At 38.5% G+C, this 13,211-nt stretch carries 18 protein-coding genes; 5 read left to right on the top strand and 13 right to left on the bottom strand.

The window, feature by feature from the left end; translation table 11 throughout:
- Positions 1–213 precede the first annotated feature (213 nt).
- Complete coding sequence (locus BUC12_RS16700) at positions 214–438, bottom strand: hypothetical protein (protein ID WP_062183038.1); 225 nt, start codon at positions 436–438, stop codon at positions 214–216.
- A 483-nt stretch (positions 439–921) separates the two neighbouring features.
- Here BUC12_RS16700 and BUC12_RS16695 point away from each other — a divergent pair, with 483 nt between their 5' ends.
- Complete coding sequence (locus BUC12_RS16695; RefSeq protein WP_062183035.1) at positions 922–1,254, top strand: YegP family protein; 333 nt, start codon at positions 922–924, stop codon at positions 1,252–1,254.
- Positions 1,255–1,343: 89 nt separating this feature from the next.
- On the opposite strand, the gene nhaA is transcribed toward BUC12_RS16695, so the two are convergent.
- From nhaA to BUC12_RS16665, 6 genes are all read right to left on the bottom strand, one after another.
- Entirely contained in the window at positions 1,344–2,675 is a 1,332-nt protein-coding gene (nhaA, locus tag BUC12_RS16690) for a Na+/H+ antiporter NhaA (RefSeq protein ID WP_062183031.1), read from the bottom strand.
- 259 nt (positions 2,676–2,934) lie between these two features.
- Complete coding sequence (locus tag BUC12_RS16685; RefSeq protein WP_062183029.1) at positions 2,935–3,624, bottom strand: HAD family hydrolase; 690 nt, start codon at positions 3,622–3,624, stop codon at positions 2,935–2,937.
- 15 nt (positions 3,625–3,639) lie between these two features.
- On the bottom strand, positions 3,640–3,891 hold the full coding sequence (locus BUC12_RS16680) for a hypothetical protein (RefSeq protein ID WP_062183026.1): 252 nt from the start codon (positions 3,889–3,891) through the stop codon (positions 3,640–3,642).
- A gap of 24 nt (positions 3,892–3,915) precedes the next feature.
- On the bottom strand, positions 3,916–4,638 hold the full coding sequence (locus BUC12_RS16675; RefSeq protein WP_157257565.1) for a head GIN domain-containing protein: 723 nt from the start codon (positions 4,636–4,638) through the stop codon (positions 3,916–3,918).
- A 20-nt stretch (positions 4,639–4,658) separates the two neighbouring features.
- Positions 4,659–5,366 carry a histidine phosphatase family protein gene (locus tag BUC12_RS16670; protein WP_062183020.1) on the bottom strand — a complete coding sequence of 236 codons (708 nt, stop codon included), beginning with the start codon at positions 5,364–5,366 and terminating at the stop codon, positions 4,659–4,661.
- A gap of 631 nt (positions 5,367–5,997) precedes the next feature.
- Positions 5,998–6,405 carry a DUF5856 family protein gene (locus BUC12_RS16665; protein ID WP_062183017.1) on the bottom strand — a complete coding sequence of 136 codons (408 nt, stop codon included), beginning with the start codon at positions 6,403–6,405 and terminating at the stop codon, positions 5,998–6,000.
- 191 nt (positions 6,406–6,596) lie between these two features.
- On the opposite strand from BUC12_RS16665, the gene BUC12_RS16660 reads away from it, so the two are divergent.
- Together BUC12_RS16660 and BUC12_RS16655 are read left to right on the top strand one after the other, a co-directional pair.
- On the top strand, positions 6,597–7,025 hold the full coding sequence (locus tag BUC12_RS16660) for a GNAT family N-acetyltransferase (RefSeq protein ID WP_062183014.1): 429 nt from the start codon (positions 6,597–6,599) through the stop codon (positions 7,023–7,025).
- Positions 7,026–7,054: 29 nt separating this feature from the next.
- On the top strand, positions 7,055–7,273 hold the full coding sequence (locus BUC12_RS16655) for a hypothetical protein (protein WP_062183011.1): 219 nt from the start codon (positions 7,055–7,057) through the stop codon (positions 7,271–7,273).
- Here the strand turns inward: BUC12_RS16655 and BUC12_RS16650 are convergent.
- From BUC12_RS16650 to BUC12_RS16625, 6 genes are all read right to left on the bottom strand, one after another.
- Entirely contained in the window at positions 7,256–8,140 is an 885-nt protein-coding gene (locus BUC12_RS16650; RefSeq protein WP_062183008.1) for a patatin-like phospholipase family protein, read from the bottom strand. The two genes, BUC12_RS16655 and BUC12_RS16650, sit on opposite strands and share 18 nt — an antisense overlap.
- A gap of 125 nt (positions 8,141–8,265) precedes the next feature.
- Positions 8,266–8,583 (bottom strand): hypothetical protein, encoded by a 318-nt coding sequence (locus BUC12_RS16645; RefSeq protein ID WP_062183006.1) that lies wholly within the window; start codon positions 8,581–8,583, stop codon positions 8,266–8,268.
- Positions 8,584–8,883: 300 nt separating this feature from the next.
- Positions 8,884–9,285: a V-type ATP synthase subunit E family protein gene (locus tag BUC12_RS16640; protein WP_062183004.1), complete on the bottom strand. Its 402-nt coding sequence runs from the start codon at positions 9,283–9,285 to the stop codon at positions 8,884–8,886.
- Positions 9,286–9,487: 202 nt separating this feature from the next.
- Positions 9,488–10,825, bottom strand: a complete 1,338-nt coding sequence (locus BUC12_RS16635) for a WG repeat-containing protein (protein ID WP_062183002.1) — start codon at positions 10,823–10,825, stop codon at positions 9,488–9,490.
- A 28-nt stretch (positions 10,826–10,853) separates the two neighbouring features.
- A complete protein-coding gene (locus tag BUC12_RS16630) occupies positions 10,854–11,432 on the bottom strand; it encodes a phosphatase PAP2 family protein (RefSeq protein WP_062183000.1) in 579 nt (192 codons plus the stop codon).
- A gap of 27 nt (positions 11,433–11,459) precedes the next feature.
- Positions 11,460–12,089: a DUF4230 domain-containing protein gene (locus BUC12_RS16625; protein ID WP_070808618.1), complete on the bottom strand. Its 630-nt coding sequence runs from the start codon at positions 12,087–12,089 to the stop codon at positions 11,460–11,462.
- Positions 12,090–12,321: 232 nt separating this feature from the next.
- Between BUC12_RS16625 and BUC12_RS16620 the strand changes: the two genes are divergently transcribed.
- Together BUC12_RS16620 and BUC12_RS16615 are read left to right on the top strand one after the other, a co-directional pair.
- Positions 12,322–12,585 (top strand): DUF2089 family protein, encoded by a 264-nt coding sequence (locus BUC12_RS16620; RefSeq protein WP_062182994.1) that lies wholly within the window; start codon positions 12,322–12,324, stop codon positions 12,583–12,585.
- A complete protein-coding gene (locus tag BUC12_RS16615) occupies positions 12,578–13,189 on the top strand; it encodes a hypothetical protein (RefSeq protein WP_062182991.1) in 612 nt (203 codons plus the stop codon). The genes BUC12_RS16620 and BUC12_RS16615 overlap by 8 nt, the downstream gene beginning before the upstream one ends.
- Positions 13,190–13,211 lie beyond the last annotated feature (22 nt).

Genomic DNA, 13,211 nt, shown 5'->3' with positions numbered 1-13,211 from the left:
GTCTCTCACCTGAAATTGAGTACTGTATAATTGTATTGGTTGATAACAAAATAAATCAACTCCTCTGTTCTAATATAACATAATAAGTTATTTATTGGTTCATCGGAAAAATATAATAGATTGTTGTTTCTAGAGTTGTTGTGAAAATACTATTAAGAGCATATGTTAAACGTCTGTAATCATCTACTTTTTATTGCTGTGTAAGCTTATTGTTTAATTCTGATTATATATTTTACTTTTTAATATAGTCTGTAATATTTTAATATCAATAACTGTATTTTTCTGAGCAGTTGAATAGTTATGCCTCACATTATGTTCTATATCCTCATGTTCTTGTATCGAAATATAATCCGTCCAATAACAATCCTCTATAATATATGGCAAAATATATCCGTCGGGTTCGAGTATCTGTTTAATTATTTTATCTTTGTCAAACATAGTCGTATCTTTTTCTTTTTCTGACTATTAGATAGTAGCACCTATCTGATTTACGATTACAAAGTAAGGTCACGGTAGCGAATTAAACAATAGACTGCATTTTTTTTAACATTTGCTTTTTTTTAGCAAACAACTGAATATCAACACACTAAATTTAAACTAAAATTATCGCATTAGTATTAATTATGAAGAAGTTGCTTATATAACCAAACAAAACAAAACATGCCAATTAATTAATATACAGATATTTATAAAAATAAAAATAGAAGTAAATATAGGATACTATATTTCTGGAAACCGCTAAATAAAAGGGTTAAACGCAGATGAAAAAACTACAATTCTAGCATATATACTTTTATTAACACTAAAATTAGGGTTTAAGACCTATAAAAATAGTAAAACCTGATAATATTTTCTTCTGCTGAACATATCATTATCTTTAGATGTTTTAGAATTGATATTTAAAACCTAAAAAGACAAGCTATGGCAAAATTTGAAATCACAACAAGAAAGAATGGAGAGTTTCAGTTTAATCTCAAAGCTGGCAACGGACAAGTTATACTTACTAGTGAAGGATACACGACTAAAGCAAACTGTATCAATGGGATAGAATCAGTAAAAAAGAATAGTCCGGAAGATTCGCGTTACGAAAAGAAAGACTCGTCTAACGGTAAATACTACTTCAACCTGAAAGCGACCAACGGTCAGGTGATAGGAACAAGCCAAATGTACGAAAGTACTTCGGGGCGTGAAAACGGTATTACATCCGTTAAAGCAAACGGTCCGATAGCAGAAATCAGCGATCTTACAGAATAAAATTACAACAAAAGACAAGTGCGAAAATGCACTATATTTTTCGCACTTGCCTCTTTATAAATTTTTTCGATTAAACATTTTTTCTATATCTATTTCCCCTTTGCAGGCAACGATCTGGACAAAATCAGATAGCCCAAAATTCCGGCAACCAAAGTTCCGGCAACAATTCCCATTTTCGCCTCGTTTAACAGATCTGGATGGGCCGATCCAAACGACAGGTTAGCTATAAACAACGACACTGTAAAGCCAATACCTCCGAGAAACGATACTCCCAGAATCTCTTTCCAGCGACAGCCATCAGGCAATGCTACAAACTTAAAACTCACAGCTATCCATGTGAAAGCAAAGATCCCTACAAACTTACCAAGGACCAGCCCAGCCAACACGGCATAAGTAACAGGCCCTAACGAATCGAGAAGGTTGCCTTCGAAAACAATACCTGCATTGACAAAGGCAAATACGGGCATAATAAAATAATTAACAACTCCATGCAGACGGTCTTCGATAAACTGAAGGGGAGAAATCACTTTATTAGATGCCGCTTCGATATTTTTAAGTTCACTGATCTGGTCTTTCGACAATATCTGATCCGAATCCATATCTCTGGGAAAAGCATCGATACTGGTTCGTATCCTATCGATATATTTACCTATGCGTAACTTGGGACGTGCCGGAATAGAAAACGCAACCAACACCCCGGCTATAGTACTATGTACACCTGATTGCAGAAATAAATACCAAATACCGATCCCTATCAACACATAGAGCGCAATAGAGCTTACATTCTTATAATTAGCTACACACAACACCAGAAACAGTCCCATAGCAGCAGCCAGATAAGTGACATCGAGATGCGACGAATAAAAAATAGCTATCACTAAGATACCACCTATATCATCGACTACGGCAAAAGCCATCAGAAATATCTTGAGGCTCATAGGAACACGCGAACCCAGAAGGCTTAATACGCCCAGTGAAAAGGCTATATCGGTAGCCATAGGAATAGCGGCCCCTCGCGATCCGGGATCATCTCCTGCAATGAACAGGTAAACCAACACGGGCACAACCATCCCCCCGATTGCTGCAACTACAGGCAAAGAAGCTTTAGAGAGAGACGATAACTCACCGACCAGAATCTCACGCTTCACCTCCAGCCCTACATGGAAGAAAAATATCGCCATCAAAGCGTCATTAATAAAAGCTGCAAGGGTAAGCGGCGCTCCGTGGTGACTGAATAGATTAAAACTGCCTATCTGTAACGATATCGGATAGCTCCAAAATTCGGTATACCACTCACTCCATGCCGAATTGGCTATGACCATTGCCAAAACAGCCGTGATCATAAGTAACATTCCTCCGTTTACATTATGCCGGAAGAAACTCAAAAATGAATAATTAAAAGGTTTACGGGTAGTCTTCATACTTATACCGGATTAAATAATGATACATGCCACACGATCAAACAGTATGGAAGTAACATATTCTGAAATAAAACACTTAATAAAAGGATATAGTTTGGTGAGGTATAGTAAGTCTAGTCTGCTGTATAAGCAGGTCCCTGCAGCATCCGCCAGGCTTTCCAGCCAAACGGCCTGTATTCTGTATGGTATTTAGTGCTAACAAAGTTCATCGTCTGGCAAAAGTACAAAAAAAGTACAGAACCACCTTCACCCTACCCCTTTATTCGAGATATGGCAGTATTTCGGCAATAGTATCTATACGGATAAGACGCGGATTAAAAACCTTTTGCTCAGTAGCCTCATGCGCCCATGTGCTATGGAATGGCACATAAGCGGCATGCGCCCCTATATCGAGTACGGGCACAATATCGGACTTCATCGAATTGCCTATCATCAGGAAATTATCGGGATGGCAATCCAACTGTTTCAATAATTTACTGTAATCGTCTTTTTGTTTATCGCTTACAATCTCCACGTGATGAAAAAAATGTTCGAGCGCCGAGCCCTTCAGCTTCCTCTCCTGATCGAGCAAATCTCCTTTGGTCACTACAACCAGCTTATAACGTCCGTTGAGCCGTGTAAGTACATGCTCTACCCCATCGAGCAACTCTACAGGTTTTTGCATAATCCCTTTCCCTATTTCCACTATTTGGGATAAAGCTTCATGTGAGATTTTATTTTCTGATATTTTCAGCGCAGCCTCGATCATCGAAATAGTAAAAGCCTTAACCCCGAATCCGAGCAAAGGCATATTTTGTATCTCTATTTTAAGCAGTTCTCCCGAAATCTGCTCAAAAGGCAAGTAATCCGACAGCAATTCCCTGAATTTATATTCAGCTTCATCAAAATAGGTCTGATTCACCCAGAGAGTATCATCTGCATCAAACCCTATAATTTGTATATCTTTCATTTTTTAACTTTATCGTTATATCATCAGATATATGTAAGCTCCTATTGCACCTGCCAACACAAGACCAATAATGATCAATCCGGCGGAAACAAGGAAATCGACAACTGAAGCTGCCGATTTTTTCGTTTTACTTTCTGGCTTATCTTTTTTATCTTTAAACTCATCGTCATCATCGCCGGACGAACCTCGTCCATTTCCGGGGATAATGTCTACGCCATCCGTAATATCTCCGGCCAGATCAAACACTTCGTCCAGAATATCCTCCATAAGCTATTTGTTCTCAGAGTTCTTTTATAACACTTTCACCGAGCCTGCACCTTTTATTTTTTGCTTGGCTATCTGAGGGTTACCGGTATAAGAGATATTCCCTTTTCCTTTTATTTCGACACTCATCTTTTCGACAGCATTCACAGCCATATTCCCACTACCACTGAGATTACATTCCAGTTCATCAACAGCCATATTCACAGCTTTAATATCACCCGTTCCACTCAGCTCGAACTTAGCTTTATGGCATTGTCCGGCAATAGTCATTTCGTTGGCTCCCTGAAGCTTGAACTCAGCCTTCTCGTAAATCAGGTTTTCAGCCGAAAAGTTTCCAACGCCTTTCATTTCCACTTTCAACTGAGTGCCTGCAATAGATCCGCGCAAATTAATATGCGAAGCTCCTTTACTCTCTATATACTTCAGGCTTGGTGAATTAGTATAGACAATAAAACGACTGGGATTGATGCTTTCCTTCGATTTTATTTCGAGAGTCCTTCCCTTTGTTTTAATATCTATCAACGGAATTATATTGTCATCAGCCTCCACTCTCAGGTAAGCAGCCTCATCGGGTTTTGCTTCATATACTACATCTATAGCACCTTCGACTTTTATTTCGTTATAGATATCGATAGCTATTTCGTGCGATACCACATTACCATCGCCCTGAACGGTTTTTCCTTTACATGAAACCAATAGCAATGCTGCCATACAGCAGCTATATGTAAATACGCGTATTATCTTATCCATATTGTATACTTTTAAAATCATTACCAAATGAGCTCTTTACCACGAACTACGTAACTCATATCTCCCATGGCATGAACTGTAAAATTACCTTCGGAATAGGTTACTTTACACACGGCTGCATTATCAAGCGCTCCGGTCAACAAGTCCTTTCCTCCCAAATTGTGCAACAAACAGATGATACTCATACCGTGAGCTATTATCAGGATATTCTTGTCTCGTCCTTCGACCGACTCGTGTATTGCAATTTCCTTGAGCGCCGCCTGTGCCCGTTCTTCAACCTGTACAAAACTTTCGGCAAGCCCCATTGTATCCAGTTTATTGATAGTATCGAGAGTATCACTGTGTGATGCCCTGCCCGAAAAAATATCATTATACATTTCCTCTATACCGGTATAATGCATATACAAAGCTGCATCTCTCCACATTTTTTGATTGTATCCTGCTTCGTAACTGCCAAAACAAGCTTCCCTGAATCCGTATTTCTCGGTAACAGACAGGTTTGGCTGACCTTTCGACTCCAATACTATCCGAGCAGTTTGGCGTGTACGCCTCAGGTCACTGCAATAAGCAGCATCGAAATGCAAATCTCCAAAACCTTTTCCGAGATATTCCGCAACCTTTATTCCCTCTTCTGTCAGAGGAGAATCGCACCATCCCTGAACTTTATCGAGTGTATTCATCAATGTTTTGCCATGACGGGCAATATAAAATGTAATTGTAGATGCCATATTAAATTTGTAATAGAAAACTTAGGTTTTAAAACCTCCTAATTAATTAGTCCGGTGCCAAAAGAATCAGACAGTTGTACTTCCGGACAAGAACTCTAGCTACTTACTTTTTACCGCAATGCAGTCAAAACAATTGAGCACAATGGATAACCAACACAAATATAGTGCTTTTTTGGCTACAGCAGGCAACTATAACCCATTTATCGGGGTAAAGTATTGAACAAAAGAACAACAGGTTGTAATCACTACAACCTGTTGTCATAAATACCTAGTCTTCTCCTTTACACAAATAGTCTGTGATCGCTATCTACGCAAAACATAAACATATCTAAAGACTTTATTCCACATTAGAGAAGAAATGCGCCCAGGTATTTTCCATAACTAGTGCTAACTATTCTATGTGTTTTTCATAGTTAAATGATAATTAGGAAAAAATTCTACAACAACTCTATTTTTAGATTACAAATATATGTGATATGACACCGAACTCTTGTGTTATTACGACATTTTAGAATTTAATAACTAGGGTACATTTGCGTTTATAACTTTTTTTCACATTTACACATAATGTAAAAAAAAGGTCTTAGCTGAATCGCTAAGACCTTTATTATAAGAGTGTAACAAATACACCTTATTGTAATCTTTTCACTCTATATAGTAATTGTTGAAGAGCTTCTTCGTAATCATCTATGATAGCTTGTGTAAATGCTTCTGTAAAATATTTACGGCCATCTTCTACTACATCATAAAATGCAGAAATATGCTTAACAAGATCACCCGGTGTTTTTGTTTCCGGAATAACAATAGTTAAATCACCAGCCAACGCATAAGTAGTTTCTACCAAACGGTCAGTAGCTTCAGACAGATCTTCAAGAGCCTGATCAATAGCAATGTGTTGAGCGTAGCTAGCTACACCGGTTACATGCCAGTGATACAATTTAAGACTGTTGTTAAATCCAAAGACTTGTCCTACAAATGCTCCTACTTCTTTAGTGGTAGCTGTGATTCCTTCTGTTTTCTTCAATGTTGTTGTACTCATAGCTTTTTGTTTTTAAATTTTTGTTTCTTGTACAAATATAAACATATTCGGTCAGAAAATGTTCAAAACATTCTATCTATTTAATCGAAGCCATAATAATCAAAATCTATAACGCTCCAATTATCATAAATACAGCCTTTTTATTTTTTTCGTATATTTATCGGATAATATTTAATGCATACCATACAACAATGCCGATACGCAATGCATGGGCTGCCGATTGCAGCATTATAAAAGATTTGTTAGACCAACTGGGGTACGAATATCCTGTGGAAATTATAAAAGAAAGGCTCGAAAAACTTTTAGAATCCGAGTCCGATGAAGTATTTGTGTACACCGAAAACGGAAAAGTTGAGGCTTTTATTACCTTACACTATTCGTTACAGCTGGCTTTTGACGGCGATTTTTGCGAAATAGGTTATTTTGTCGTTGACAGTAGTACCCGTGGCAAAGGAATCGGTAAACAGATGGAAGAGTTTGCATATCAGACAGCTAAAAACAAAGGCTGTTCTTCAATAAATGTATTCAGCAGGGAAACCCGTACCGATGCTCACCGGTTTTACGAAAGGCAAGGCTACAAAGAAGCACGTAAGTTTTTTGCCAAGGGTATAAACCATTAACATTTACCATCATCTTAAATTATCAGAACATGGAAACTCAAGCCTTAGATTACGCCTTTTACTTCTATTATGCAATTTGTGCTATTATCACATTAGGCGGAATAATAACTCTCGCAGTAGCTTTTGCTAAAGAACACAAAAATCTGAAAATAGCAGGTGCTATAATAGTAGGTACCGGGATTAAAATTGCAATTTTGGTCTTCCTTTGGAGTCTTTACGTAAAATTCCTCTCAGAATTTGCTTACTGAGGAATTTAGAACAGCGATATCCCTAAATGCTATAGCAGCACAATCATAACCGTGATTATAGAAGTGAGTCAATACCTCCGTATTGGTCTCTATCCTATTGATCGTCATTGTCTCGAGAGGTCTGATCACCACTGCAAGCCCTTCAGATTCGAGCCTCTCTACCATATCCAGCTGGTGGTTATATATCTCGTTACGTTGATTGATAGCCTCCCTCATCTTCGGGTATTTACGAAAAAACAAACTAGGCAGCTTTATTCCATCTGATTTCTTTCTATACCCTTTATTTCGGGTTACAACTACAACCATTTTCTGATACCCTTGTGATAAAGCCCGTTCTACGGGAATAGAATCACACACTCCTCCATCTAGCATCGGTACCCCATCAACATCTGTTACAGGCGAAAAAATGGGCATACTACTCGAAGCTTTCAGTATATCGAGCAACCGGTTATGGTCGTTGTATTCCTGCATATATTCGGCTTCACCCGTCAGGCAATTGCTGACAACCATCTCGAAACACGTCTTTGTATTTCCATACGTTTCGAAATCGAATGGAAGAATACGGTTCGGAAAATCGTCGAACAGCAGATCAAAATCCATTACATTCCGTTTCCGTATGTAATGCTTCAAACCTACATATTTGTATTTATCCAACAGCTCTATATTACTGTAACGGGCTCTGCCGCGCTGCCTCGAAATAAAAGAGGCTCCATTACATGCACCTGCCGAAACCCCTACGACATACGGAAACTGAATATCATTGTCCATCATCCAATCGAGCACCCCGCAAGTAAAAACTCCGCGTAAAGCTCCTCCTTCGAGTACCAAAGCTGTTTTTAAAAGATCTGTGTTATTTAAAGAATCCATAGTAATAAAAATCACAACAAATAGTAGTCAAATAAAACAGACAGGATCAAATACTTTTATCCCGTCTGTTCTTATAATATATATTCAAAACACTACCCCGCTATCAACGGAATAGAATCTCACAATCAAGCTTTTACTTCAGCTGCTTTTGCTTTCGCTTTTTCTTCCAGCTCCGCTAATTCTTCCGACAGCTTACCTGCAAAATCACCGGCCTGCTGGCTTAGTTTCTTCTTACCTGCACGGTATTCCTGTCTGGCACGCACTCCCATACGGAGGGCTTTTCCACGGCCGGTACTTACTCCGTGTCTGAATTTTTCTTTAGCTTTATCTGTTGCATCATCTAATTCTTTACATAATTCGGCACGAGTTTCGTCATCAACGAGTTTAGTTGCAACATAAGCTGCAGCTACACCTACTGCTAATCCTAATAAAAAATTTCTCATAAATCTTACTTTTTATTATGTTATCAATCTATATTATATTCTTTGCATATATAGGAGCTATCTTATTGTTTTTCATCTAAATATTACGTTCAAGTATATAGACAACAATCTCCTAATGATGTATTTCCCTGCTTGCCAACTTGCATTAAGTATGGTCAAATATAACAATCATTTATTCAATAAACGGTACAATACGCAAAAATGTTTAGCCGGAAGTCATTAAATAAACTCAAAAAAAGAAAAGCTTTCCGAAAATATCCGGAAAACCTTTCTGCCTGTCTGAGCGAATTTGTTGTTCTCTTATTTCAATTTGTTTGCTTCGTTCTTCAAGTCCTGTTTAACATCTTTAGCTACCTCTTTTGTTTTATCAGCAGCTTTATTAGCTTCATTCTTTACTGCGTCAGCTCCGCTTTTTGCAGCCTCTTTGCTTTTATCCACAGCTTTGTTTGTTTCGTCTTTAGCCTTATCCAAAAGATCTTTAGCATCCTCTTTGCCATCTTTTACTGCCTGATCAGCGCCTTCCACAGCTTGCTGAGTACCATCTTGTACCGCGCGGCTAGCAGTGTCTACCGCATTTTGTATGTCATTAACGACATTAACCGAATCCGGATTTACATCCGAAGAACCTGTTTTTGCACCATTACATGCAACGAAAGAAAGTGCAGCTACCAAACTGATTGACAATACATAAAACTTTTTCATTTCACTTATTTTTTAGAATATAACGTCTCTTTTCACTGTTTTCTAAATAAACACTAATTATATCCAAAAGTTCAGTAAGCTATATTAAATTAACAGACGGAATCCTCCTTGTTCCCTTCGATGGAACATCAGACACAATATTTTCCAGATTTTATCTCCTAATAAACGAATTGAAATTGCCCATTATTATTCCAGAATACCATCATTTGGTGACTATAAATACACCATCGGAATAATCCACAATAGATTTATAGATAAAAGGCAGTACCTCGTATTCCAACAAATTAATTACTCCCCACTTCTGATTTTTTTGAACCGTAATGTAACGGTCATTATATATTTCGCCTACAGAATCATAGGTGAAAGGTATTATCTCTCGACCCGACGAATCAATAATGCCCCATTTTAGCTGGCGACTGGCTGCAAAAAGCGAATTACCCAAGTATCTCAACTGGCGATATTCGAAAGGCAACACTTGGCGGCCTCCGGTATCGATAACCCCGTATAGGTTATCCTTCGACACAATTGCCATATGGTCTTTAAAATCAGTTGCCGAATCGTAATTGAACGGGATGGCTACCCTACCCTTCAAATCGAGATAACCATGCTTTTGTACTGCAAAAGCCATAATCCGGTCATCGGAAGGTTCACCCAAGCCATCGTACATACAGCGGACAATCACACGGCCTTGCTCGTCAACCATCCCGATCTGGTTATCTCCAAATCGTGTCGAATCTTGCACAACTTTTGCATAGCCGTTATTGAAATCGAAAATCCGGCTATAAACGGGAGGCAGAACAGCCTCTCCTCGAATATTCATCAGGCCTAGTTTTCCTTGATCATGATAACGAAGATAATCACCCGTGAACCGTTGGTTTTCCTGCACGGTCAACCCGGAACAAATCTCTTTCCCGTGAATATCTACAACCTTGTAAGTATTTGGTTTACTTTGCCTCAATCCGAGATATCCATTACCAAAATCGCGTATACTCGAGTTCTGCTCAAACGCAACTTCCCTATTCTCTGTGTCGATCACTTTACTTTGCTGTCTGTACATATCATTCGACAGCAGATAGTTACGATCTCCCGAAAATGGCATTAATATACTATTGGATAACGGAACTGTTAATTCTCCATTGCTGTTGACAACACCCGATGTGATCGTTTTATATACTAAAAAATGATTATTAGCCAACGGTAGAATATTCTTATACTCGAGCGGTACCAGAATTCTGTTCTCCGTATCTATTACTCCATAGAGTTTGTTACGCATCACTATTATCATGCCTGCGTCAACTTTCCCCATATCATGGTATTGTTGCGCCGGAATGATTTCTTTCCCCGATATATCTATCAGTCCGTAACGTTCTCTGCGCATAGTACGGGCATAACCATTCTCGAACGGTGTTATTTCTTCATATATAAAAGGAACCAACACTTCGCCCTCCAGATTTACAACCCCGTATTTTTTTGACACCTGTGCCTGTACCTCAACAGACAGCGACAGAAACAAGCAGAAAACGATATAGAAATACTTCATGGAAAAGACTGTTTATCAGATTCTTTGATTAATCCTTTATCAAAGCAGACTTACGCCTGTGAAAACGGTTGTAATACCAATAAGATATACCTCCTGTAAGCACACCGAAAGCCAGCCCGAACAGAACATCGAGTGGATAATGCTTGCCTACATATATACGGCTGTACGCAATAGACATAGCCCATGCAAAAGCCAAAATCGAGTAATATTTGTTCTTGAAATATAATGCCGAAAACAAAGCGAGACAAACCGAATTGGACGAATGTGCCGAAAAGAAACTATAAGTGATTCCCGGATCTTCGAGTTGATGTATCACATCCTGAAATAAAGGATTGTGACCGGGACGAGGGCGCATAACGACTAATTTGAGTAAATTATTAGCCAAACTATTCATACCTACACCTATCATCATAAACAAGGCAGCCCATTTTCCCCACCGCCTGTCGCGATAAATCATAAATGCGATAAGGGCTATACAACACAATGCCCAAAAAAGATAGGTACTGATAGCATACATCGGAAAATCGAGTGCCGGTGTATGCTTACCGTTTAGTAACAAAAATAATTTGTTGTCCCATTCGGGAAAAGATAGTTGCAATATCTGCATCTGATTTACTAATATTTAGAAATTTGGTTATTTATTAGGCTTAGTCAGTTTTATATTGGGATTTTCGGATGATAAAGTTTCCGCTGCCGTCTTGAAGCCGATATGGATCTTGGTGAAACCCAAACCTCTCAAAATAGGCGTAAGTACTTTAATAGCATTCTCGCGGCTCTCTTCTGCTATTCCCATTTTCAGGGCAGATTGATATAGCTGTTCCTCAGCCTGTGCATAGGCAGCATCTACCAACTTAGCGGTTTCCCACAAACCATATTCGACATTATATACCCTCGAACGAGAATGATCTACCTTATAATGGCATATTTCGGGGATCGGCAATATCAGACTCACCGAATCTTTATCAGTCATAATATCTTCCTTCCGGATTTTGGTAAGATCTACACAAGCAATCACCTCTCCGCCAACCATCAATGAGGCTTTCGAATTGGGCAACCACGTACGTACTTTCTCATACTGAACCACATCCTGTATATTATATTTGACAACTTCGAGATTCCCTAATTCTTCGATCTGCTGTACAACAATATCGTGAGAAACGTATATACGCTCTTCTTTACCTGACGATTTCACCAGATACAGAATAAGGGCGATCAGCCCAAGCAAGATAATCAGAAGAATGACTGGTAGCGTCGCTTTTTTCATAAAAAACAAATAAGTAACTGTAAAATCGAACCAAAGATATAAAAAAGCGCTCCCATAGCCTCATTCATAAACCTTAGTATGCACTATTTAACCTTAGCTAACAAATTTCATTTACAACTGAAATAAATCACACAAAACAAACATAAACTAAATAACAAACTTAATTTTATTAAACCAAACATTTGTTTTATTAAAAACTATATTTATATTTGTAAAACAAAATCAGAAAAACATGAAGTTACCTTGTATCTGTCCCAGTTGTCAACAACAGCTGAAAGTAAAGAGCCTCAGGTGCGAATATTGCGAAACGGAAGTAAATGGTTTATATACCTTACCTCTATTGGCTCAATTATCAGAAGATGAACAGGATTTTATCCTGAAGTTCGTAAAAAGCAGCGGTAGCCTGAAGGATATGGCAAAACAACTGAACCTCAGCTATCCGACAGTAAGAAACCGTCTGGATGATATAATCTCTAAACTAAATAATTATGAATAACAAAAATTTATCGCTGATCAATCCCTTTGAGCGCATAGCCGGACTAAAAGCTCTTATCATAGGCTTAATTATTTATATTGCCACTGTTGTCTTAGGGCAAATCAATGGCATTGCCTATCCAGGAGTAATATCGATCAAACTGGCAAGCCTGCCGTTATTATCGGCACTCGGTATAGCATTGTCGGCACTCATCATCTTTATACTGATACTCTATATTATAGGGCGATTGATAAGCAAATCGCGTATCAGGCCGGTAGATGTAGCCGGCACACTTACCCTTGCTAAAGTGCCGCTGTTGCTAGTCTCACTAGTCGGCTGTATCCCTACATTTACCAAGAGCTCGATAGAAGTTACCAATTCGCTGCTTTCTTCCATAACAGGAAATGCTTCTACAGCCAGCGGCACCGATTACCTGATTATGAGCATATTTGTTATCATAATAATGGTAGCTACTATCTGGATGCTAATACTATCATACAACGCATTCAGTATCTCATGCAATGTAAAAGGAGTAAAAGCCATTGCCGGATTTATTATTGCAGCAGTTTTGACAGAGTGTATCTGCTTTGCTATTTTACTCGCCGATTTTCAAGGCATATTATAAAACAAAAAACGAGCCTGTATCC

It is taken from the genome of Indolivaga macrotermitis, from assembly GCF_900128985.1.
Taxonomy (GTDB): domain Bacteria; phylum Bacteroidota; class Bacteroidia; order Bacteroidales; family Dysgonomonadaceae; genus Dysgonomonas_A; species Dysgonomonas_A macrotermitis.
The sequence above is the reverse complement of the archived record's forward strand: the minus strand, read 5'-3'. Positions and strand labels throughout refer to the sequence as shown.

Bases quoted from the DNA above. Each gene is read 5' to 3' on its own strand.
- BUC12_RS16700 (WP_062183038.1), bottom strand. From the start codon at position 438: ATGTTTGACAAAGATAAAATAATTAAACAGATACTCGAACCCGACGGA.
- BUC12_RS16695 (WP_062183035.1), top strand. From the start codon at position 922: ATGGCAAAATTTGAAATCACAACAAGAAAGAATGGAGAGTTTCAGTTT.
- nhaA (WP_062183031.1), bottom strand. From the start codon at position 2,675: ATGAAGACTACCCGTAAACCTTTTAATTATTCATTTTTGAGTTTCTTC.
- BUC12_RS16685 (WP_062183029.1), bottom strand. From the start codon at position 3,624: ATGAAAGATATACAAATTATAGGGTTTGATGCAGATGATACTCTCTGG.
- BUC12_RS16680 (WP_062183026.1), bottom strand. From the start codon at position 3,891: ATGGAGGATATTCTGGACGAAGTGTTTGATCTGGCCGGAGATATTACG.
- BUC12_RS16675 (WP_157257565.1), bottom strand. From the start codon at position 4,638: ATGGATAAGATAATACGCGTATTTACATATAGCTGCTGTATGGCAGCA.
- BUC12_RS16670 (WP_062183020.1), bottom strand. From the start codon at position 5,366: ATGGCATCTACAATTACATTTTATATTGCCCGTCATGGCAAAACATTG.
- BUC12_RS16665 (WP_062183017.1), bottom strand. From the start codon at position 6,405: ATGAGTACAACAACATTGAAGAAAACAGAAGGAATCACAGCTACCACT.
- BUC12_RS16660 (WP_062183014.1), top strand. From the start codon at position 6,597: ATGCCGATACGCAATGCATGGGCTGCCGATTGCAGCATTATAAAAGAT.
- BUC12_RS16655 (WP_062183011.1), top strand. From the start codon at position 7,055: ATGGAAACTCAAGCCTTAGATTACGCCTTTTACTTCTATTATGCAATT.
- BUC12_RS16650 (WP_062183008.1), bottom strand. From the start codon at position 8,140: ATGGATTCTTTAAATAACACAGATCTTTTAAAAACAGCTTTGGTACTC.
- BUC12_RS16645 (WP_062183006.1), bottom strand. From the start codon at position 8,583: ATGAGAAATTTTTTATTAGGATTAGCAGTAGGTGTAGCTGCAGCTTAT.
- BUC12_RS16640 (WP_062183004.1), bottom strand. From the start codon at position 9,285: ATGAAAAAGTTTTATGTATTGTCAATCAGTTTGGTAGCTGCACTTTCT.
- BUC12_RS16635 (WP_062183002.1), bottom strand. From the start codon at position 10,825: ATGAAGTATTTCTATATCGTTTTCTGCTTGTTTCTGTCGCTGTCTGTT.
- BUC12_RS16630 (WP_062183000.1), bottom strand. From the start codon at position 11,432: ATGCAGATATTGCAACTATCTTTTCCCGAATGGGACAACAAATTATTT.
- BUC12_RS16625 (WP_070808618.1), bottom strand. From the start codon at position 12,089: ATGAAAAAAGCGACGCTACCAGTCATTCTTCTGATTATCTTGCTTGGG.
- BUC12_RS16620 (WP_062182994.1), top strand. From the start codon at position 12,322: ATGAAGTTACCTTGTATCTGTCCCAGTTGTCAACAACAGCTGAAAGTA.
- BUC12_RS16615 (WP_062182991.1), top strand. From the start codon at position 12,578: ATGAATAACAAAAATTTATCGCTGATCAATCCCTTTGAGCGCATAGCC.